Raw genomic sequence first — 18,726 nt, 5'->3', positions numbered from 1 at the left:
GCAATGATCAACCTAAGATTTTACACGAGTCCGTGGGAAGAAACCAAGGTGACGACATTTGCGCTGTGGGCGTCAGTTTAACCTGGCGCCCAGAGCACAAATGTCAATCATCCCTCTAAGGGCGGGTTCGCCGATATCTGCAATCACACGCAAAATACCCACCTAAACCCGCGACTAGAAAATAGCAGCAACTTTACAGTCGGCGGCTGTCAATTTGGGCGATTCCCCCTCCAAAGGCAAAATCTTGCACCGTCGAACTCTTTAAGAAATCGTGAGGGAAACCCAATTCAATTGCACTTACTTTGTCTAACTGCTGCATTTGTTCGGGAGTTAATTCAAACTCCAAACAAGCTAGATTTTCCTGAAGTTGCGAGAGTTTGCGCGCACCCACAATCGGAATAACTTCGACTGGCTGTTGCATCAGCCAATTTAGGGCTACTTGAGAAGCAGGTTTGCCAATTTCGGCTGCTATTTTGCTAACTTCGTCAGCAATTTTGAGGTCTCGTTCGTTAATTTTTCCCGATTCCGGTGAATTCAGCCGTTTAGCTTCGCTGGCGGTTTCTGAAGTGTTGTATTTTCCTGTCAGCAAGCCTGCTGCTAAGGGGCTCCAAGCTGTGACGCCAATATCAAAGGCTTTTGCCATGGGGATCAATTCCCGTTCGGGAGTTCGCTCTTTTAAAGAATACTCGATTTGCAACCCGATAAATGGTGTCCAACCGCGCAGATTGGCGATCGTATTTGCTTGAGAAATAATCCAAGCAGGCGTATCGGAAATGCCGATATAAAGAATTTTGCCTGCGCGCACCAAATCGTCAAAAGCGCGCATTACTTCTTCGACGGGTGTCGTAAAATCCCAAGCGTGCAGCCACAGCAAATCTATGTATTCAACTTGCAATCGCTTCAAACTTGCTTCTACTGCTTGTACCATATTTTTGCGGTGGTTGCCGAAACCGTTGATGTCGCCGTTCTTCATGTTGAGGCTATACTTAGTGGCAACTACCCATTTTTCGCGATCGGCTGCGATGAACTCACCGACATATTTTTCGCTAGTACCGTTGGTGTAGAGATTCGCGGTATCAATGAAATTGCCGCCCGTTTCTGCAAAGGCGTCGAACATTTTACGGCTTTCGTCGTAGGAGCTCCCCCAACCCCACTCTTCCCCAAAAGTCATGGTTCCGAGGCAGATTTCCGAAACGCGAAGTCCGCTGTGACCTAGTAGTTTATATCTCATGTCACCCTTCCCCTAGTTAATGGTTGTTAACAGTTTAGATCGGGATTTCCCAAACTGTTGCCATCAGTGGGGGTGGCGGGCTTTTGTAATGTGTTAGCGCTGGGCTGAATGTTAAATGTTTTGCCAAGTTAATCAAAATGTCGTAGTAGGGGCGAGGGTTCCGGGCCATTGCTCCTGCGTTTAGTTTAAAAAGCGCAGGGGCGATCGTCTTACTAATGTATTTAGGATTACATGAATAAATTAAAATACTCTAAAGTCAAAATAATTTGATCTACCTTTAGATAGGTATTGTCTGAAATGAGTTCTATAAAAAAATATTCTATTTTATATAAGAAAACCAAACTGAACGAGAAAAAAATATATGTAGCTAAATTAACTTTTTAGCGTTATAGTGATTTACAGATTACAAAAACAAGGTGACTCTCTTGGCTGACATCGTTGATACCGCCGTTTCGGCAGGCTCTTTTACAACCCTAGTTGCTGCAGTCCAAGCCGCTGGTTTAGTAGATACTCTCAAAGGCGCTGGCCCCTTCACAGTTTTCGCGCCTACTGACGAAGCTTTTGCTAAGCTTCCCGAAGGTACTGTAGAATCACTGCTTAATGACATTCCTAAGCTCACAAAAATCCTGACTTATCATGTCGTTTCTGGCAAAGTTATGGCCGCTGATGTGGTCAACCTGAAATCTGCCAAAACAGTTGAAGGTTCAGAACTTAAAATTGATGCTTCCAACGGCGTCAAAATTAATGATTCTACCGTTACAACAGCCGATGTTGCTGCTGATAATGGTGTGATCCACATTATTGATTCAGTCTTGCTTCCTGCGTAAGCACAGATTTAGATAGCGCAATACTATCTTGAGGGCGGTGGCTGTTGTTAGCCACCGCCCTATTTTAGTTGATAGGTGAGATTTAAATATTTTACGCAGCTCGATCATTAAAATTATTATAAAGCAGCGGGAAGTGGGCGATCGCACTCAGCTTGATTCTGCCCCAAATTTGTCGCTGCTGGAGTTACTGGCAAAAACTGCGACAGGTACTCTGGACAAAACTTTTATCAAAAAAATAAAAAAGTGCGATCGCGACTCGTTAGCAATTGCCGATAATTAGCGGCCCACTTATTTTGCACTCTCGGGCTGATTCCCGGTTGAGGCGTAGATACCAGGCAACCAAACCCAACATTTTTCCGAGAAACTGGGTTGAGGAGGCCTTGTCCTAATTAAGATACAATAAGAACCACAAAGAAAGTGCGATCGACATTATTTGACATTCAAGCTATGCAATCTACAACAACTCAGTCCGGGACGGAACCGACTATGGATGCTCCCAAACACGGATTGCCCGTTACAATCATTACAGGATTTCTCGGCAGTGGCAAAACAACCCTGCTCAACCATATCCTGACCAACCAGCAGGGTTTGAAAACAGCAGTTTTGGTAAATGAATTTGGCGAAATCGGCATCGACAACGAACTGATTGTCACCACCGACGACAACATGGTTGAGCTGAACAACGGCTGCATCTGCTGCACTATTAATGAAGATTTAGTTAATGCAGTTTATAAAGTTTTAGAACGTCAAGAAAATCTCGATTATCTGGTAGTCGAAACAACCGGACTCGCCGACCCGCTGCCAGTAGCAATGACTTTTTTAGGCACAGAACTGCGCGACCTAACTCGTCTCGATTCCATAGTGACAGTAGTAGACGCAGCCAACTACAGCTTAGATTTGTTCAACTCTCAAGCAGCTTACAGTCAAATAGCTTACGGCGATCTAATTATCCTCAACAAAACTGATTTGGTTGAAGAAGCAGATTTAGATTTGTTGGAAGTTAAGATTCGCGATGTCAAAGAAGGTGCTCGAATTCTGCGAACCGTAAAATCGGAGGTTCCCCTACCGCTAGTCCTCAGCGTCGGATTGTTTGAATCGGACAAATATTTCCAACCTGAAAAAACTCCTAGCAGTCACGACCACGACCATCACGACCATCACGAACATCACGACCATCACGACCACGAACATCACGAACATCACGACCATCACGACCACGAACATCACGAACATCACGAACATCACGAACATCACGACCACGGCCATCACGACCACGGCCATCACGATCACAGCCATCACGATCACAGCCACCATTTAGAAAATGACGGATTTACCTCAATTTCTTTCCAAAGCGACAAGCCGTTTTCTCTGAGAAAATTTCAATATTTCTTAGACCACCAACTCCCAACAAACGTGTTTCGCGCGAAAGGGATTATGTGGTTTGAAGAAAGTCCCAAACGCCATATTTTCCACTTGAGCGGCAAGCGATTTTCCATGGATGATGACGAGTGGAAAGGTGAGCGGAAGAACCAGCTTGTTCTCATCGGTCAGGGTTTGGATACCGAGACTTTGCGATCGCAACTCGAAAACTGTCTTTGTATGCCTTCAACCAATCGCGGCAAAGGTTTTGGGAAAAACTAACAGTAAAATATTCTTTTCTACTGGTTCCCCGGCTCTAGCCTGGGAACCGATGTCTAGAGAAAGAGCCTCTGTGGTATTCAGGAAGATAGGAGGCAGAGCATAAGAATCTGCCTTACCCGGCTTTAGCCTGCTAACGAGTAATTAGCTATTACCAATTACCGATTTTCAATGCGAGTCATCATCCAGCGAGTCCAATCATCTCAAGTCGAAATTAACGGTCAAATTGTCGGCAAAATTGCCTACGGATTTAACTTGCTGGTAGTGGCCAAGAAGTAATGATGGTAAGATAATAGCCTCGATCTGTTTTTTGTCAACTCCGCAGAATTGTCCCGTTTGCTCTTGTGCCCGAATCGTGAAAAACGGTCATATTCACAGGGGAAAACAAAGATTCAAATGTTACGAGTGTGGTCGGCAATTTGTCGAGAATCCAGACCAGAAGGTGAGCGACTCAGTGACCACGCGAACTAATCGACTGATTATTACTAGAACGCCTCTGGAAAGCCGGCATCGCCCGTGCCCTCAAGGTTTCGCAGCATGACTCCAAGATTATCTTAATCGGAAATACGCCCGAGTACCCCCCAGATACAGGCGTCATCAAAAAAAAGGAAAGCTAACGATTCAATGTGATGAATTATCGTCATTTGTAGACCCCTTAAATGAAGGAGAGTTGATTATTAAATGGTGACTAAAAATCACCAACCATGGTAATTTTTGTATCACAGTTTAAATGCACAACAGCTTATTCAACCCATCCTTCTATTTTGGTTGATTTATCCTTGGTTATAAATATTCCCTAATCCTAATTTATTGCTTGGGTTGAACGATTTAATTGATACAATAAATCACTTCTAACCCTTTTATTTTTATGTTTGAGTTAGCTTATTTCTTACTTCTTTAATCCGGAGAGTTACAGAAGAGAGATATCAGGGTTTGGATCACGGGCTGACAGTGGCGTTTTTTTTGCGGAGCGGTATAACTACTCGGAATTTAAAAATATGGCAATTCGTCAAGCGCTAGTGGGAGAGGGTAAATTAGTGTTTGGTAGAGAAAAATCTGCAGGAAGTATCGAAGTGCCTGTACCATTCGGCTTGCTAGCAGGATCAGGCTGGTAAAGTTGGATACGATCACGCCCAAGTCGTTTAGCTTGATACAGGGCTTGGTCGGCTGCGGCAATCAGAATTTCGGCTCCCGCTTCCGATCCAGGAACAATACTCGCTACGCCCAGACTGAGAGTGACGTACTCGCTCACCTGAGAACCAGCGTGAGGAAGCTGCAAAGCTGCAATTTTGAGCTTTATGTGTTCGGCTATGAGCACAGCGCCTTGAATCGAGGTATTTGGCAAAATAACGGCAAATTCTTCGCCTCCGTAGCGAGCTACTAAATCGGCGGGGCGATTGACTGCATTGGCGATCGCCCCGGCGACTTGTCGCAAACATTCGTCTCCGCCTTGATGCCCGTAAGTATCGTTGTAACTTTTAAAAGAATCAATATCGCACAGAATTAGGGACATGGGCGTTTGTTCCCGCGCTTGTCTGCGCCACTCCATTTCTAAATACTGATCGAACCGTCGGCGGTTTGCTAGCTGCGTGAGTGCGTCCGAAGTAGCCAAGCGCTCTAACTTGAGGTTGGCGGCTTGCAACTGCTGGTATAGTTCTGCTTGCTTGATGGCGATCGCCAACTGGGTGGCCAGAGAAGACAGCAACTCTACTTCCAACTGCATCCACTGCCGGGGACTGCACTGGTGGGCCATCAGCAGCCCCCACAACTCGTCTCCTTGCACTAAAGGCACTACCAAATAAGCTCTCACCGCGAATTGTGCGAGCAAGTCAATTTGATATTGTGGCAAATCGGCGGCCAAGATATCGGCGATCGGTCGGATCGCTCGATGTTGGTACGCTTCGAGATAGAACTGGTCAAAACAGAAATTTTCCAGGGTTTCCCCCAACATCGGCTGGCAGTTGGGAGCTACAGATTCCACTGTCACCGCCCCCGTCGCCGGGCCCGCACAGAGACTGCCGGTACAGGGGTTAAAGCGGACGATCATCACTCGATCGGCCTGAAGGAACTGACGCACTTCTGTCACTGTCGTGCTGAGCACTTCGCCCAAATCCAGAGACTGGCGGATGTGCTGAGTAATCGTCGCCATCAGCAGTTCTCGTTCGTTCTGCTGCCGCAGCGCCTCTTCTGCCCGCTTGTACTCGGTGATATCTTGAGCGGTGCCGAAAATTTGTTTGGGGCAGCCGTCGGCTGTGCGGGCGAAAACTTGGTCGCGGCAGCGAAACCAGCGCCATTCGCCCGATCGATGTTTGAGGCGATATTCCAACTCCAAAATATGCCCGTCTTGGGTCGAGGGAAATTTTTCCTGGTGGGCTTTGAGCCTCGGCAAATCTTCTGGGTACACCAAACTAGAATACAAAGCAGTTTGCATCTGTAAAATTTCTTGGGGAGTGTAGCCCAGCAATTTAGAAGCTTGACCGTTGACGTAGACGTTTCGCTGTTCGGTCAAATCGTAGATGTAAAGCAAATAAGGCGCCGCGTCAGCAATCTGCTGGATGAAATGCTGGCTCGATCGCAATTCTTCCTCCACCCGCTGACGCACTTGCACTTCTTCCAAAGCTTGATCCCGCATTGTGCGGTAAGCTTGGATGCGATGGGTGAGGTCGGTCACGTCTTGAATCACCAGCAGCGCGTAGAACGATGGCGAATTGACCCCCGGCCATATTGATGACGAAACTGAGGGTGCAAATTCCCTAGACAAAGAAGCACTTCTTGGTGATCCGACTCCGAGAGTACCCTCTGATGCCAACTCAAGAGTATGGAGAACCCAGTCTCTAATCTCCTGTTCTTCTATGCCAGCCTCTTGGGCCGGCACAGCAGTCACAGTAGTTTGCTGAATTCGCTGCTGACCGTCTTGCCAAGTTGCCGGAATCAGGTGTTTGTGAATTTGAGAAGAAAAAATTGTTGGCGGGCCACCTGCAAAGATTTGCTTGAAGCGAGTGGCGTACTTTAACTGACTCAGGTGAGGAAAATGGGTTGTGATCTTTGTTCCCAATATCTGGCTGCGGGGAATTTTAGTCCACTCTTCCAGACAAGTGTTCCAAAACAGCACCACAAAATCATCTTGCAGCAAGCAGGCGCCGACTGGTACGCTGTCGAGAACCCCAAACTTTTCCTTAATACTTTTGCTCTCCTCAATCATAGACCCCCGGCAAGTTGATTGATAGCAGTCAACAAGGTGTCAAAGGAATTAACATTGAAAATAAGAATGATATCTCCTTCAATGTGAAGCCTTTCAATCATGAAACTGGTCTGGGCTAATAAAACAACTGTATCAGTAGCTAAACCGCCAGATATCAGCAAACTAGCAATCGTCCCTTCGCTATAAGTGGGAATTGAGTAGTTCAGGCGCTGCTGAAGTACGTTGCTGATTGCCCCCATGACCCCATTAATTACAATATTTCCCACTTCACTCAGCGTACCAATTTTGACTGAATCGAGATCGTGAGTTCCAACTTCTTCCCCTGTGAGCATCGTCACCAGGAGGGCAGCGCTGTTGGTGGGAAAGACTAGCTGGGCAATGCCTCCAAAGGAGCCTGTGAATTTGAGCTGGACGGCGGCGATTTGCTCGCCGTTGAGGTGCTGCTCTAATTCTTCCTCTACGTCGGTGGGAGTCAGGATTTGAAGGTAGGGGATTTGCAAGCGAATCGGGGAGTCTATCATGTCGTTCAAGACCCCTGCAGCTTGACCGATCCCGATGTTGACGAGTTCCTGCAAAGCATCGAGCTGTCGAGTGCTTAATTTCATGGGGTGCTCTCCTCGCTGACACTGAGAGCTTTTTTGATCCATCCGATCAGTTCGTCTGAGTTGGGCATTTTGTGAATGACTGCCACGGCTCCGAGTTCCATGCACTCGGAGCGGGTGCTTGCTTGGATGTCTGCGGTAATTACGATAACTGGAATTTTATATCCTCGATCGCGCATGGCTTGCAGGACTTCCCGACCCTCCATTTCCGGCATCAGCAGATCTAAGAGCATACAGTTTGGGGTTTTAGTGCCGAGCAGTTCTAGAGCTTCTGGGCCGCTCGATGCTTCCCAAGTCTCGTATCCTTCTGCTCGGAGAATTTTGCAGATTACCCTGCGAGTCAACCACGAATCTTCGACAACGAGAATTGATGTCACTACGTTCTTCTCCTTCTATTGTTAGGACTGACCGGTATTGCAGGTACTGCTTTTATCTTGACATTAATTTAAAGTGCTGGGACGGGGGGCGATCGAGCTTGACTCGGAATTCCTGTTCTTAAAAACTAACGCATTAATGTGTTGGATAGTTTAGTATCTGGGACTATGTGAAGAAAAAACCCGGTTTCGGAATGAAACCAGGTTGGCGGGATCTTTATTGCTCGTAACATCGGGGCTCAATTATAGATTACCAAGCGCTTCCGGAGGGACTCTACTCGCTGTTTGGCAGTGGCATTGTCTGGATCGCAGGCTAGAGCTTGTTCGTACATTTCCAAGGCTTGAGCTGTTAATTTTTTGCGCTCGTAGGCGTGACCCAGATTATTGAGAGATGTAACGTATTCTGGCTGCAACTTCAGGGCTTCTTTGTAGTTGCGGATTGCGATGTCGTATTGTTCTTGGCCGAAGTGTGCAAAACCGAGGGCGTTGTAAATAACGGCTTGATTTTCTTCGCCTTCTAAGTCTTTGGATTTCAGGGCTTTTTGAAACAGTACGATCGCCTGGGAGTAGAGCTTTTTATCTACATAGATACTTCCTAATTCGTAGTATTCCTGTGCTGTTCCTTTCTCTACTGTCAGCTTATTTTCTAAGCGTTCCAGAGACATTTCCAGCTTGCGAGTTTTAAGAATCTGGCGCACCACAAACCAGGAAGTGCTGCCGAGTATAGCGAGCAGGACTGACAGGTAAACAATGAGCAAATTACTATCCATGTTTTTCTTAAAATTAGGTAGGTCTGTGGAAGGTTTTATTTATTTTAAGGCGATAGCAATCTCTGAGATCTGCCTCTGCAACTGTATAAAAAACAAGGAAATAGCGATCGACCGGCCCGATCGCGATTTCTGAAAAAGCAAGAACCCAGAAGTAAGAACAAAGAAGGAAAGTTTGTCTCAACCTCCTAAATTTATCAGGAGTTTTCCTTCTCTGGCAGACCGTTAAATCTTTCTTACTTCTGCTTTCTGCCTTCGGAAAATCAAGCGAACTTTCAGCCTCCGGCTCGATTAGCCATTTCCACGACTTTACCGAATGTTGCGGGGTCAATGATCGCCATTTGTGCCAGCATTTTGCGGTTGATTTCGATGTTGGCTTTCTTCATGTTGCCGATCAGTCTGCTGTAGCTCGTGCCATGCTGGCGCGATGCGGCATTGATCCGAGCAATCCACAGGCGACGGAAATCGCGTTTGCGTTTTTTGCGATCGCGATAACCGTTACGCAGGGCTTGCATCACCCGTTGGTTAGCTGTGCGGAACTGTTTCGACTGTGCGCCTCGGAAACCCTTGGCTAATTTGAGAATTTTTTTGCGGCGCGCTCTGGCGACATTACCGCGTTTTACCCGTGTCATCTTTAATTTCCGTTAAACTTTACAAGTATGGAAGCATTAACCGCACGTTAGCGTCGTTGGTCTCGTCGATGACGACCAGCTTAGAGAGACGGCTTTTGCGAGCTGAACTTTTGTGCTGTAGCAAGTGGCTTTTGTAAGCTTTGCGGCGCACGATCTTACCGCTGCCGGTCGCTCTAAAGCGCTTTGCGGCTGCTTTGCGAGTTTTGAGTTTTGGCATGGACTGGTGTTATTTGGACACAAGCTTCTACCGTATCACGTTTGTGCTACTTTCTGCAAGGGAGATTTGCGGGTTGGGGGCAGCGCTGTATTTGGGGCAATATACATGATGCGCGATCGGGTAATCTTACGGTTGTTTGCGGAGTTAACATCTAGTATAAAATGTTATACCGCAGTTCCGGTATCATTAATGGTTATCAGCAGGGTTCATATTTGAAAGCTGTTGGTGAGGCACTCTATAAATTAAATTGAATATGCAACATTAATTATTGGTTAAGACGCTTAGAAAGTCCCTTGAAAAAATCATGTTTGAATATCCATTGGTCAGTAACGACAACATCAAAGGACATTCATTTGCTACTTATGTCAGAAATGTAGTGCCGAAATCAATAAGTGCTTAATTGGAATTACCAGAAATCTATAGTGTAAAAGCTTCACCAGGTAATGGTTCTTGAGCTAAAGTTCCTTGGATAGCAATATTTAACAAGCTTGTAACTGAGATTGTCCAGTCGGGGTTTTACTGTGTTTATTTTTTTCGCGCGGACTTCTATGGCATTTATCTTTCTCTCAATCAAGGAATAGCAGATAAGCTTGGTTCTGACCAGCTCAGGGAATTTTATGAACCTCTCGCTCTTCCGCTTGATTCTATCCCAAAGGCAACTACTTTATTTAGTATTAAACTCTCAATACAGGTCGGTCGGGATTTTCAGGATTAGGAATTAGACGCTGATTTTTGCAATCTACTAGCAAATCTAAAGTTTCCAACACAGTTGGATCGATTAGCACCATATCGCCTAAAACCATTGCCGCCTCAATCGTTTCGCGCCCTTCTATTTCAATGATAATAGGTCCACTCTACCCCACTGTTTCTTGTCGGCCCTCAGCATATTTTGCTATTTCCTGACTCCTAATTCTTAAACCCAGGTGTTCGCAGACTTCTACAGGAATAGCTGTGCGTACTGCACCAGTATCTATGAGTGCTTCTGCTTCGTACACGCGCAACAGATTTGGATTGAGAACTCCTCGACTCACTAAGGCTTCGTCAATGGCATTCGTTAGCTTGACTTTGACTCGAACTGCACCCATATTTTTGCTGGCTTGAGTTAGATCGCGATCGAGATTTATCATATCGCCTCTCTTTTCGTCTATAAAGTCTACCTTTGATTCTAGCCACAATTTATGGTAGTAAGATTCGCAGTGCACAGCCTACAAGTAGAGTTTGTACGTAAGTCTTACAGCGTATTCCAGGTTTAGGAAGTGCAGTAGGGACAAAGGCTTTCGCCCTGTCCCTACGGGGATCTATCACTCTTGTGGGGTGGGCCTCCTGCCCGCCCTAAACATACAAGTTAAATGCACAACAGCTTACTCATCTTCTGCATAGATAAACCGATACAATTCGCTAGGATCTGGCTCAGCGCTTTTCTCAGCAAAATCGACTGCATCATCAATTACTGCTTGAATTTTATTATCGATCTCTTTCAATTCTTCAGCAGTTGCCAAAGTTCGATCGATCAAATCAGCAGCCAACTTCTTAATCGGATCGCGAGGGAACCAATATTCCTTCTCTTCCTTAGAGCGCAATTCATCAGGATCGGCCAAAGAATGCCCGCGAAAGCGATAAGTCAAAGCCTCAATCAAAGTCGGCCCCTCGCCGGCTCGCGCCCGCGCTACAGCTTCTTTCGCCACTTCCCGCACCGCCAAAACATCCATCCCGTCAACCTCAAAACCAGCCATGCCAAAAGCATGAGCTTTCTTGTAAATCAGCGGATCAGAAGTAGCTCGCTCGTGGGCCATCCCGATCGCCCATTTGTTGTTTTCCACAACATAAATAATCGGCAACTTCCACAAAGCCGCCATATTCAAACACTCAAAAAACTGCCCGTTATTTGCAGCACCATCGCCAAAAAAACAAGCAGTCACGCCATCGGAACTCTCATCCCCCAAAGCTTCGCGGCGGTACTTCGATTGAAAAGCAGCCCCCGTAGCTACAGGAATTCCCTCAGCCACAAAAGCATAACCTCCCAACAGTCGGTGTTCGGCCGAAAACATGTGCATCGAACCGCCGCGGCCCTTCGAGCAACCAGTTTCCTTCCCGAATAACTCCGCCATTACCTCCCGCGCCGGGACGCCCGCGCTCAAAGCGTGAACGTGATCGCGGTAGGTGCTGCTGACGTAATCAGTGTCATCCCGACGCATCGATCGAATCACGCCAGTAGAGACAGCTTCTTGACCGTTGTACAAGTGGACAAAACCAAACATTTTGCCCCGGTAGTACATCTCAGCACACTTGTCCTCAAAATAGCGCCCCAAGACCATATCCTCGTAGAGCATCAAGCCCTCATCCCGAGAAATGTTTACGCTTTGCGCGTCAAAAACTGGTAAAGTCCGTTCCTGAACCATAAATAATTAATACCCGACGATCGGCTTCCTAGACATCTAAATTTAAACCCAGATGGGACACAAGCGCAGCAGAAAACGATCAAACGTTTTCTGTGCAACAGTTCACCAATTGTTAAAATGAGTTTGGCAGGCGGGGCAGATTGCCGGGACTCGGAGAGCCAACTCCCATCTAAACCCCATGCAAACGAATGATATAATTCCATTACTCTCAAACCCGAAAATGCTCAAGAGTCAAACAACTCATTTAGCTGACGGGAAGTGGGCCTTTGCATTTTCCTCACTGTAAAACGCTGTAGAGGGAAAAAATCAGAGTATCTCTACGGCAACTCCAACATACCCTGAATGGGGCAGTTGGAAGCCAACACCAGAATTTTTGATTTGGTTTGCGGGAGTATGTCACTTAAGATAGGCTAATTCAGTTGCTAGCGCTTTGGGGAAGTGGACAGTTTTTTAACTTATGTTAATTCCACTAGATTACTACCGGATTTTGGGTCTACCGATTCAAGCTACTGCCGAACAGTTGCAGCAGGCTCACCGCGATCGAACTTTACAGCTTCCGCGCAGGGAGTATTCCGAAGTTGCGATCGTCGCCCGCAAACAACTGCTCGATGAAGCCTGCGCCGTTCTGTCAGACTCAGAGGGGCGCAAAGCTTACGATGCCAGTTTTTTAGCCAAAACTTACGATCGAGAGTCGGAAGCCGCACAGGAAGCCAAGCACCAGAGGTCAAAAACCTCAGCAGGCACGGACACATTCCTGCAAGACGCAGGAGAAACCGCTCCGGCAGAGTCCAAGGCTTTAGAGGCAGCTCCCGACCCCCACACTCCAAGTATTGAAATCGATGACAACCAATTCGTAGGAGCCCTGCTCATACTGCAAGAACTGGGAGAATACGAACTCGTACAGAAGCTGGGTCGCCCGTATCTTAACAATGGCAGCATCGCGATCGCAGAAGGTCGTTTCGGCGACCCTCAGCTCGTGAGGCCAGATATAGTTTTAACCGTCAGCCTTGCCTGTCTAGAACTCGGTCGCGAACAGTGGCAGCAAGGTCAGTACGAAAATGCCGCAAAATCATTAGAAGCAGGTCAAGAATTGCTGCTGCGCGAAAGCCTATTTGCAAGCGTGAGGGGTGAAATGCAAGCCGACATATACAAACTCCGTCCGTACAACATTTTAGAGCTATTATCACTCCCGGAAGAAAAAGTCGCTGAGCGTCGCCGGGGACTGGAAATCCTGCGAGAAATGCTTCAAGAACGAGGCGGTATCGACGGTTCGGGAGACGATCGATCGGGTTTAGGAATAGAAGACTTCCTCCGGTTCGTCCAGCAAATGCGTAAACACCTAACCAGCAGCGAGCAGCAGGCGCTATTTGAAGCCGAAGCCGGCCGCCCCTCTGCAGTCGCCACTTACCTCTCGGTCTACACCCTGTTAGCCCAAGGATTTGCCGCCAGACAGCCATCGATGATCCGTCGCGCCAAGCTGATGCTGATGCAGCTCGGTCGCCGCCAAGACGTTCACCTAGAAAAAGCCGTTTGTTCCCTGCTGCTGGGCCAGACAGAAGAAGCCAGCCGCTCCCTCGAACTCAGTTCGGAAAAAGAACCCCTGGCCTTCATTCGCGAACATTCCCAAGATTCACCGGATTTGTTGCCCGGACTGTGCTTGTACGCCGAACACTGGCTACAAGAAGAAGTGTTTCCCCACTTCCGCGACTTGGCCAACGAGTCAGTCTCCTTGAAAGACTACTTTGCTGACCCGAAAGTACAAGCTTACCTAGAAGCTTTGCCACAGGACGCGGAAACCGCCAACGAATGGGTCGTCGTGCAGCCCCGCTCCGGCAAGCCCCCAGGGCGACTGCAACCGACCGCAGGCCGATCGCCCGCTGCCATACCCGCACAGCCACCCACAGCGAAGCAGGGAGCCAGTACCGTCACCTTGAGCCCCGTACCGGGCGCCACTTCCACCCCAGCCTCGGGCGCAAAATCTCAGGCAACTGTGGCGGCGCCGAGCGCTGTTGCCCCCGTCTCTCTCCCGATAGCTACCGTGCCACACCCTGCAGACTCGAATTCCAAACAACGCAGACGCCAACACTCAGGGCGCAGCGGAGCAAGTGGCAATGGGCTAAAGGGCGATTTTGCCGATCGGGCGCGCACCAAGGCAGCAGAAATTACTGCCCAAGTCAAGTCCATGCCTCCAAAAAGGCTGGCTTTGTTTCTAGCCGCAGGTCTCCTGAGCCTGTTATTCCTGTGGTTAATACTCAGTCTGTTGGCTAACGCGATGCAAGCCCTATCGGGCCCCCTTCGAGGAGAGCAAGCCCTTGTCCGCCTGGAAGAACCGCCCCTAGAAATCCCTGCCTTGGCCGCGGCCCCAGAGCCAAGCGCCACGGGCCCAGTGTCGGGAGAAATCACTGAGGAATCAGCCGGACAAATAGTTCAAAGCTGGCTGTCGGCGAAAGCAGCGGCTTTGGGCCCCAATCACGCTGTCGAAGAATTAAAGCAAGTTCTGACAGAACCGGCTTTGTCTCGCTGGCAATTGATGGCAGAAGCTCAACAGCGAAACAACGCGCACCAGCGTTATGTACACAAGCTGCAAGTTAATGGAGTTAAGCCGAACCCGACTAATCCCGATCGCGCTCAAGTAGAAGCCCAAGTCGCGGAAAAAGCCGAAGTGTTCGATCGTTCTCAGCTTGTTTCTTCCCGCAATGAAAACCTGCGGGTGCGCTACGACTTGATCCGTCAAGAGGGACAGTGGCGGATTATGGATTGGCAAGTGATTAAGTAAGGAATTGGTAATTAGTAATTGGTAAGTGGTAATTTATTCGGGCTAATTACTAATTACCAATTTCTGATTATTAGGTGAATTTTTAATTCCAAAAGCGGGAGTTGTAAATTGCAGATTATTGTTGAAGGCTGGCGTTTTATTTATCATTCCTATTGCGTAGTCAATCAATTTCAACTGCTGGAAATGCTCGATCGCCCGCGAGGACAAATTGAGCTTTTCCACCGCGATATGCCCTACATTGACGCAGCTTGGGAGACGAAAATTAGTTTGTTCGATCGCCCAAATGAAACCTTACTTCGCAGCATTAAGAGCCCTGCGGTAAATCAGTCAGCCGATGTTACGCTGCGAATGTACTGCCCGTGGAACTTCTGGGCATCCAGCAGCGCCGAAACTTGGGTATTTGCAGCCACAGAATGGGGGATTATTACCCGTAGAGGATTCAAGGCGATCGGGGTTAAGTCGATCGCAGAAACTCAGATTAACTCAGAAGTAAAAATTATTACACCGTCGGCTTGGTCAAAAGCCGGCTTAATTCGCAGCGGTGTTGAGGCCGATCGCATTGCGGTTGTACCTTTGGGAGTCGATCCTAAAATTTATTATCCTGTCTCGGGCGATCGGCGTCAATCGCTGCGCCAAAGCTTCGGCTGGTCAAACTATTTTATATTTTTAAACATCGGAGGACAAACCGATCGCAAAGGTATTCGCCCTTTATTAAAAGCCTTCGCTGCGGTAGTTGACAAATATCCCCATGCCAGATTAGTTTTAAAAGGTTCTGAACTGCTTTATCCGTCCAGAGACGAGATTGCTGAAGCCAGCCGAGTTATGCTCAACGATACGGAAAGAGCGAGGGTTTTACCAAGATTAATTTATACTGGTGCCCAGCTATCTTTTGCTCAAATAGCTGAGTTTTACCAAGCTGCAGATGCTTATGTTTCTCCCTATTTGGCAGAAGGTTTTAATCTGCCGGTGTTGGAAGCTGCTGCTTGCGGTTTGCCGGTTATTTGCACTGCGGGCGGCCCTACGGATGATTTTACGCGATCGAACTTTGCACTGCGGATTGAAAGTAAATTTACGGCTGTGGTGAGTGACGGGGAAACCTTATTTATCTTAGCTCCAGAGGGGGAACATTTGATTGAGTTGATGTGCAGGGCGATCGAACAGCCGGGAATCGCTGCGAAAGCTAGGGTTGCAGGCCCGGCTTTTGTGGCTGAAAATTTTACTTGGAGGCGTGTAGTCGATCGATTGCTTGAGGTTATGGGAGGAGATAAAAAGAGAGAGGAGAGGTCTATTTTTGAGCCAATAATTTTGTAGTTTGGAGGTTTCAAGCCCTAGATGGGGAAATAGGTATTTTCCGGCTTTAAGAAGATGTCGCGGTTGGGTTTAGCAACAGCAAGTTTCAATCCCTGATAGGGTTTTAGGTATTTTCCGGCACTAGGAGCAATTCTAATGCAATTTAGAGTAGGTTTCAATCCCTGATAGGGTTTTAGGTATTTTCCGGCTTTTAAAAGGGGTCGTAAATTCTCCACCTCTTGCAGTTTCAATCCCTGATAGGGTTTTAGGTATTTTCCGGCGTGAGATCGCACAATTAGCACTGCGCCGACAACTAACCAAAGTTTCAATCCCTGATAGGGTTTTAGGTATTTTCCGGCGTTATGGGCATCTGGCACGGTGGGATTAGTGGTGGGTTTCAATCCCTGATAGGGTTTTAGGTATTTTCCGGCGCACAATAACTGCATCCTGAGATTTGCTGGCGATGTTTCAATCCCTGATAGGGTTTTAGGTATTTTCCGGCAATTCCTCCCAACACTTGGTTCTGAAATATGAAATGTTTCAATCCCTGATAGGGTTTTAGGTATTTTCCGGCTAAAGGAGGAGTAAATTCGGAATTCTTACTACAGTTTCAATCCCTGATAGGGTTTTAGGTATTTTCCGGCATTCGCAGCTACAAACAGCGCGGCCAGTGGATGTTTCAATCCCTGATAGGGTTTTAGGTATTTTCCGGCGGTATCTTTCTTGCGGGTTAGCGGCGAGAGATGGTTTCAATCCCTGATAGGGTTTTAGGTATTTTCCGGCGTTTCTTTAAGTTGTTTGAATCCCATGTGTGCGTTTCAATCCCTGATAGGGTTTTAGGTATTTTCCGGCGCAGCGGCAGTGCCCGAACCGCAGCGATGGAATCAAATCCCGTTTCAATCCCTGATAGGGTTTTAGGTATTTTCCGGCATGACTCCCCAGTTTGTTTTCCCCGATCGCGAAAGTTTCAATCCCTGATAGGGTTTTAGGTATTTTCCGGCTACAATGACGCCTGAGATTGTAGACACGCAGATAGGTTTCAATCCCTGATAGGGTTTTAGGTATTTTCCGGCGCAAGCTGTTTCTGTTCTTCCTCCACATTCCCAGTTTCAATCCCTGATAGGGTTTTAGGTATTTTCCGGGCGAGGACTTGCTGGCGAAGTCTCGATTGGGTGCGTTTCAATCCCTGATAGGGTTTTAGGTATTTTCCGGACGCAGTAGCTTCCTGAGCATCTTGCTTGATATCAGTTTCAATCCCTGATAGGGTTTTAGGTATTTTCCGGATGCCCATCGCTTCTCCCATTCACGATTGCTAAGATCGGGGTTTCAATCCCTGATAGGGTTTTAGGTATTTTCCGGTTGATTTAGTTGCCGCCGATGTCAATACCATTAAAAAGTTTCAATCCCTGATAGGGTTTTAGGTATTTTCCGGATCACTGATCCTCTGGCAAGATTGCGAGAAAGAGGTTTCAATCCCTGATAGGGTTTTAGGTATTTTCCGGCGCCCGTTCCAGAAGCTAGGGTGTATTTGGTTTTCAAGGTGCAGTTGCGTCCATCTAAAACATAAAGTACCCTTCCAGCCTTCGGCTTGTCAATACCCGAGTTTCCCTACTCACTCCAAAACCTTATCCTGTAAAGCTTTCAGACTTTCCGTCAATCTTTTTTTTACACTAGGGGCATCAAACTCTTGCTGCACATGAGTTTGAGCCGAAAAATTTGATAGCCCGATTTTAACACCTACCCATTGACGCAAACTAAGCAAAAAATATTGTGCGCTCAACGGGATCTACGCCACCAATACGTTCGATCTTAGCGTGACTGCAAGCGCACAGCGGAAAAAACCAAATACTGTCTTCCTTGGGTTTGATGACTTTGTTCGGCGTGGCGATCGTAACTTAGACTTGAGTCCTAGCCTGCATGCAATCAATTGACGAAGGCAATAGAAAAAGCAAAATGGCGATCGTAACTTAGACTTGAGTCCTAGCCTGCATCCATCTCCTCAACTGGTTGGATGACTTTGTTCGGCGTGGCGATCGTAACTTAGCATACTCAGTCTCACTCAATTCAGCACACTCAAACACACTGTACTACATCCACTGCCCATAAAGGGAAGCTCAAGGAAAAACCAACAACCCACCGCAATATAGCCCTAAAAAACTACTTAAAATTAGCACAAAACACACAACGATTCCGCCCACAAAAAAGCAAAGAAATTTAAAAAATACTCCGATATAGTAAAAATAATTAGCTCATCTTTAACAGCTAATCGAGTTAGACACTTATCTAAAAAATCTCACGAACAAGCCAGATAAAATATTCTCAACCCTAGGCTTATCAAAATCTATATTTGAGAAAATCACAGACCAAAACGTATATTTTACCGGGAGTTAACCCCAATTAATTGCTAGGAGCGATCGACCCCGACTTATTCAGCAAAACCTAAACCTTCAATAAATAGCGAATTTTTACCTGCCATATTTGCGGTATTTGCGCTTCGCGGTTCCGAAAAATATTATTGGCGAATTGCCTAAAAAATCCCCAAATTAACTTAAAATCAGTAGAGTGGCATTTACCTTAAAACTACCTATGACAAAAGCCGAAATTAGCACCAAAAACATCACAGTTCCTAACGGGGATTTGCAAATAGCTGCATACCTAGCCCAACCAGCCTCCCCAGGACAATTTCCCGCAGTTATCGTAATTCAAGAAATCTTTGGCGTCAACTCGCACATCCGCGAAGTTACTGAAAGAATAGCAAAAGAAGGATATAG

17 protein-coding genes, 2 pseudogenes and 1 CRISPR repeat array are annotated in these 18,726 nt (G+C 47.0%); of the genes and pseudogenes, 9 read left to right on the top strand and 10 right to left on the bottom strand.

Going from position 1 to position 18,726, the window contains the following annotated elements; translation table 11 throughout:
• Positions 1 to 193: 193 nt before the first annotated feature.
• Positions 194 to 1,231 (bottom strand): aldo/keto reductase, encoded by a 1,038-nt coding sequence (locus D0A37_RS27840; RefSeq protein WP_242719476.1) that lies wholly within the window; start codon positions 1,229 to 1,231, stop codon positions 194 to 196.
• 425 nt (positions 1,232 to 1,656) lie between these two features.
• Between D0A37_RS27840 and D0A37_RS27835 the strand changes: the two genes are divergently transcribed.
• The 5 genes and pseudogenes from D0A37_RS27835 to D0A37_RS29630 all read left to right on the top strand — a co-directional run bounded on the left by D0A37_RS27835 (position 1,657) and on the right by D0A37_RS29630 (position 4,237).
• Positions 1,657 to 2,058 (top strand): fasciclin domain-containing protein, encoded by a 402-nt coding sequence (locus D0A37_RS27835; protein WP_242725799.1) that lies wholly within the window; start codon positions 1,657 to 1,659, stop codon positions 2,056 to 2,058.
• Between the two features lie 133 nt (positions 2,059 to 2,191).
• Positions 2,192 to 2,338, top strand: coding sequence for a hypothetical protein (locus D0A37_RS27830; protein ID WP_242719474.1), 147 nt, complete (start codon positions 2,192 to 2,194; stop codon positions 2,336 to 2,338).
• A gap of 167 nt (positions 2,339 to 2,505) precedes the next feature.
• A complete protein-coding gene (locus D0A37_RS27825) occupies positions 2,506 to 3,699 on the top strand; it encodes a CobW family GTP-binding protein (RefSeq protein ID WP_242719472.1) in 1,194 nt (397 codons plus the stop codon).
• Between the two features lie 168 nt (positions 3,700 to 3,867).
• Positions 3,868 to 3,960, top strand: a pseudogene (locus D0A37_RS27820) (D-aminoacyl-tRNA deacylase); the annotation flags it as partial.
• Positions 3,961 to 4,051: 91 nt separating this feature from the next.
• Complete coding sequence (locus D0A37_RS29630) at positions 4,052 to 4,237, top strand: IS1/IS1595 family N-terminal zinc-binding domain-containing protein (RefSeq protein ID WP_445242454.1); 186 nt, start codon at positions 4,052 to 4,054, stop codon at positions 4,235 to 4,237.
• Positions 4,238 to 4,705: 468 nt separating this feature from the next.
• Here the strand turns inward: D0A37_RS29630 and D0A37_RS27810 are convergent, their stop codons facing one another.
• The 6 genes from D0A37_RS27810 to rpmI form a co-directional block, all read right to left on the bottom strand.
• Positions 4,706 to 6,898, bottom strand: coding sequence for a sensor domain-containing diguanylate cyclase (locus tag D0A37_RS27810; RefSeq protein WP_242719470.1), 2,193 nt, complete (start codon positions 6,896 to 6,898; stop codon positions 4,706 to 4,708).
• Complete coding sequence (locus D0A37_RS27805) at positions 6,895 to 7,503, bottom strand: chemotaxis protein CheC (protein WP_242719468.1); 609 nt, start codon at positions 7,501 to 7,503, stop codon at positions 6,895 to 6,897. The genes D0A37_RS27810 and D0A37_RS27805 overlap by 4 nt, the downstream gene beginning before the upstream one ends.
• Entirely contained in the window at positions 7,500 to 7,877 is a 378-nt protein-coding gene (locus tag D0A37_RS27800; protein WP_242719466.1) for a response regulator, read from the bottom strand. Before D0A37_RS27800 ends, D0A37_RS27805 begins: the two co-directional genes overlap by 4 nt.
• A gap of 236 nt (positions 7,878 to 8,113) precedes the next feature.
• Complete coding sequence (locus tag D0A37_RS27795; RefSeq protein WP_242719465.1) at positions 8,114 to 8,644, bottom strand: tetratricopeptide repeat protein; 531 nt, start codon at positions 8,642 to 8,644, stop codon at positions 8,114 to 8,116.
• A gap of 272 nt (positions 8,645 to 8,916) precedes the next feature.
• Complete coding sequence (gene rplT / locus D0A37_RS27790; protein WP_190658174.1) at positions 8,917 to 9,273, bottom strand: 50S ribosomal protein L20; 357 nt, start codon at positions 9,271 to 9,273, stop codon at positions 8,917 to 8,919.
• A 19-nt stretch (positions 9,274 to 9,292) separates the two neighbouring features.
• Positions 9,293 to 9,490 carry a 50S ribosomal protein L35 gene (gene rpmI, locus D0A37_RS27785; protein WP_006634164.1) on the bottom strand — a complete coding sequence of 66 codons (198 nt, stop codon included), beginning with the start codon at positions 9,488 to 9,490 and terminating at the stop codon, positions 9,293 to 9,295.
• Between the two features lie 469 nt (positions 9,491 to 9,959).
• Between rpmI and D0A37_RS29625 the strand changes: the two genes are divergently transcribed.
• Positions 9,960 to 10,205 carry an MrcB family domain-containing protein gene (locus D0A37_RS29625; RefSeq protein WP_445242566.1) on the top strand — a complete coding sequence of 82 codons (246 nt, stop codon included), beginning with the start codon at positions 9,960 to 9,962 and terminating at the stop codon, positions 10,203 to 10,205.
• Here D0A37_RS29625 and D0A37_RS29240 read toward each other — a convergent pair.
• The 3 genes from D0A37_RS29240 to pdhA form a co-directional block, all read right to left on the bottom strand.
• Entirely contained in the window at positions 10,165 to 10,293 is a 129-nt protein-coding gene (locus tag D0A37_RS29240) for a hypothetical protein (RefSeq protein ID WP_278187124.1), read from the bottom strand. The two genes, D0A37_RS29625 and D0A37_RS29240, sit on opposite strands and share 41 nt — an antisense overlap.
• A gap of 51 nt (positions 10,294 to 10,344) precedes the next feature.
• Positions 10,345 to 10,617 carry a hypothetical protein gene (locus D0A37_RS27780; RefSeq protein ID WP_242719463.1) on the bottom strand — a complete coding sequence of 91 codons (273 nt, stop codon included), beginning with the start codon at positions 10,615 to 10,617 and terminating at the stop codon, positions 10,345 to 10,347.
• Positions 10,618 to 10,851: 234 nt separating this feature from the next.
• Entirely contained in the window at positions 10,852 to 11,889 is a 1,038-nt protein-coding gene (pdhA, locus tag D0A37_RS27775) for a pyruvate dehydrogenase (acetyl-transferring) E1 component subunit alpha (RefSeq protein WP_006634162.1), read from the bottom strand.
• Positions 11,890 to 12,346: 457 nt separating this feature from the next.
• Between pdhA and D0A37_RS27770 the strand changes: the two genes are divergently transcribed.
• The 3 genes and pseudogenes from D0A37_RS27770 to D0A37_RS27760 all read left to right on the top strand — a co-directional run.
• Complete coding sequence (locus D0A37_RS27770) at positions 12,347 to 14,665, top strand: IMS domain-containing protein (RefSeq protein WP_242719462.1); 2,319 nt, start codon at positions 12,347 to 12,349, stop codon at positions 14,663 to 14,665.
• A gap of 108 nt (positions 14,666 to 14,773) precedes the next feature.
• Positions 14,774 to 15,976, top strand: coding sequence for a glycosyltransferase family 4 protein (locus tag D0A37_RS27765; RefSeq protein ID WP_242719459.1), 1,203 nt, complete (start codon positions 14,774 to 14,776; stop codon positions 15,974 to 15,976).
• 82 nt (positions 15,977 to 16,058) lie between these two features.
• Positions 16,059 to 17,458: direct repeats of the CRISPR family, unit length 37 nt; unit sequence GTTTCAATCCCTGATAGGGTTTTAGGTATTTTCCGGC.
• Positions 17,459 to 18,541: 1,083 nt separating this feature from the next.
• Positions 18,542 to 18,724: pseudogene (locus D0A37_RS27760) on the top strand (dienelactone hydrolase family protein); the annotation flags it as partial.
• Positions 18,725 to 18,726: the final 2 nt, after the last annotated feature.

The organism is Microcoleus vaginatus HSN003 (assembly GCF_022701255.1).
Taxonomy (GTDB): Bacteria; Cyanobacteriota; Cyanobacteriia; order Cyanobacteriales; family Microcoleaceae; genus Microcoleus; species Microcoleus vaginatus_B.
This window is presented reverse-complemented; position numbering and strand designations above follow the sequence as displayed.

What these genes read in the sequence shown, in the direction of transcription:
- D0A37_RS27780 (WP_242719463.1), bottom strand. Translation starts at nt 10,617, where the DNA reads ATGATAAATCTCGATCGCGATCTAACTCAAGCCAGCAAAAATATGGGT.
- D0A37_RS27805 (WP_242719468.1), bottom strand. Translation starts at nt 7,503, where the DNA reads ATGAAATTAAGCACTCGACAGCTCGATGCTTTGCAGGAACTCGTCAAC.
- rpmI (WP_006634164.1), bottom strand. Translation starts at nt 9,490, where the DNA reads ATGCCAAAACTCAAAACTCGCAAAGCAGCCGCAAAGCGCTTTAGAGCG.
- D0A37_RS27770 (WP_242719462.1), top strand. Translation starts at nt 12,347, where the DNA reads ATGTTAATTCCACTAGATTACTACCGGATTTTGGGTCTACCGATTCAA.
- pdhA (WP_006634162.1), bottom strand. Translation starts at nt 11,889, where the DNA reads ATGGTTCAGGAACGGACTTTACCAGTTTTTGACGCGCAAAGCGTAAAC.
- D0A37_RS27795 (WP_242719465.1), bottom strand. Translation starts at nt 8,644, where the DNA reads ATGGATAGTAATTTGCTCATTGTTTACCTGTCAGTCCTGCTCGCTATA.
- D0A37_RS27825 (WP_242719472.1), top strand. Translation starts at nt 2,506, where the DNA reads ATGCAATCTACAACAACTCAGTCCGGGACGGAACCGACTATGGATGCT.
- D0A37_RS27810 (WP_242719470.1), bottom strand. Translation starts at nt 6,898, where the DNA reads ATGATTGAGGAGAGCAAAAGTATTAAGGAAAAGTTTGGGGTTCTCGAC.
- D0A37_RS29240 (WP_278187124.1), bottom strand. Translation starts at nt 10,293, where the DNA reads ATGGTTTTAGGCGATATGGTGCTAATCGATCCAACTGTGTTGGAAACT.
- rplT (WP_190658174.1), bottom strand. Translation starts at nt 9,273, where the DNA reads ATGACACGGGTAAAACGCGGTAATGTCGCCAGAGCGCGCCGCAAAAAA.
- D0A37_RS27840 (WP_242719476.1), bottom strand. Translation starts at nt 1,231, where the DNA reads ATGAGATATAAACTACTAGGTCACAGCGGACTTCGCGTTTCGGAAATC.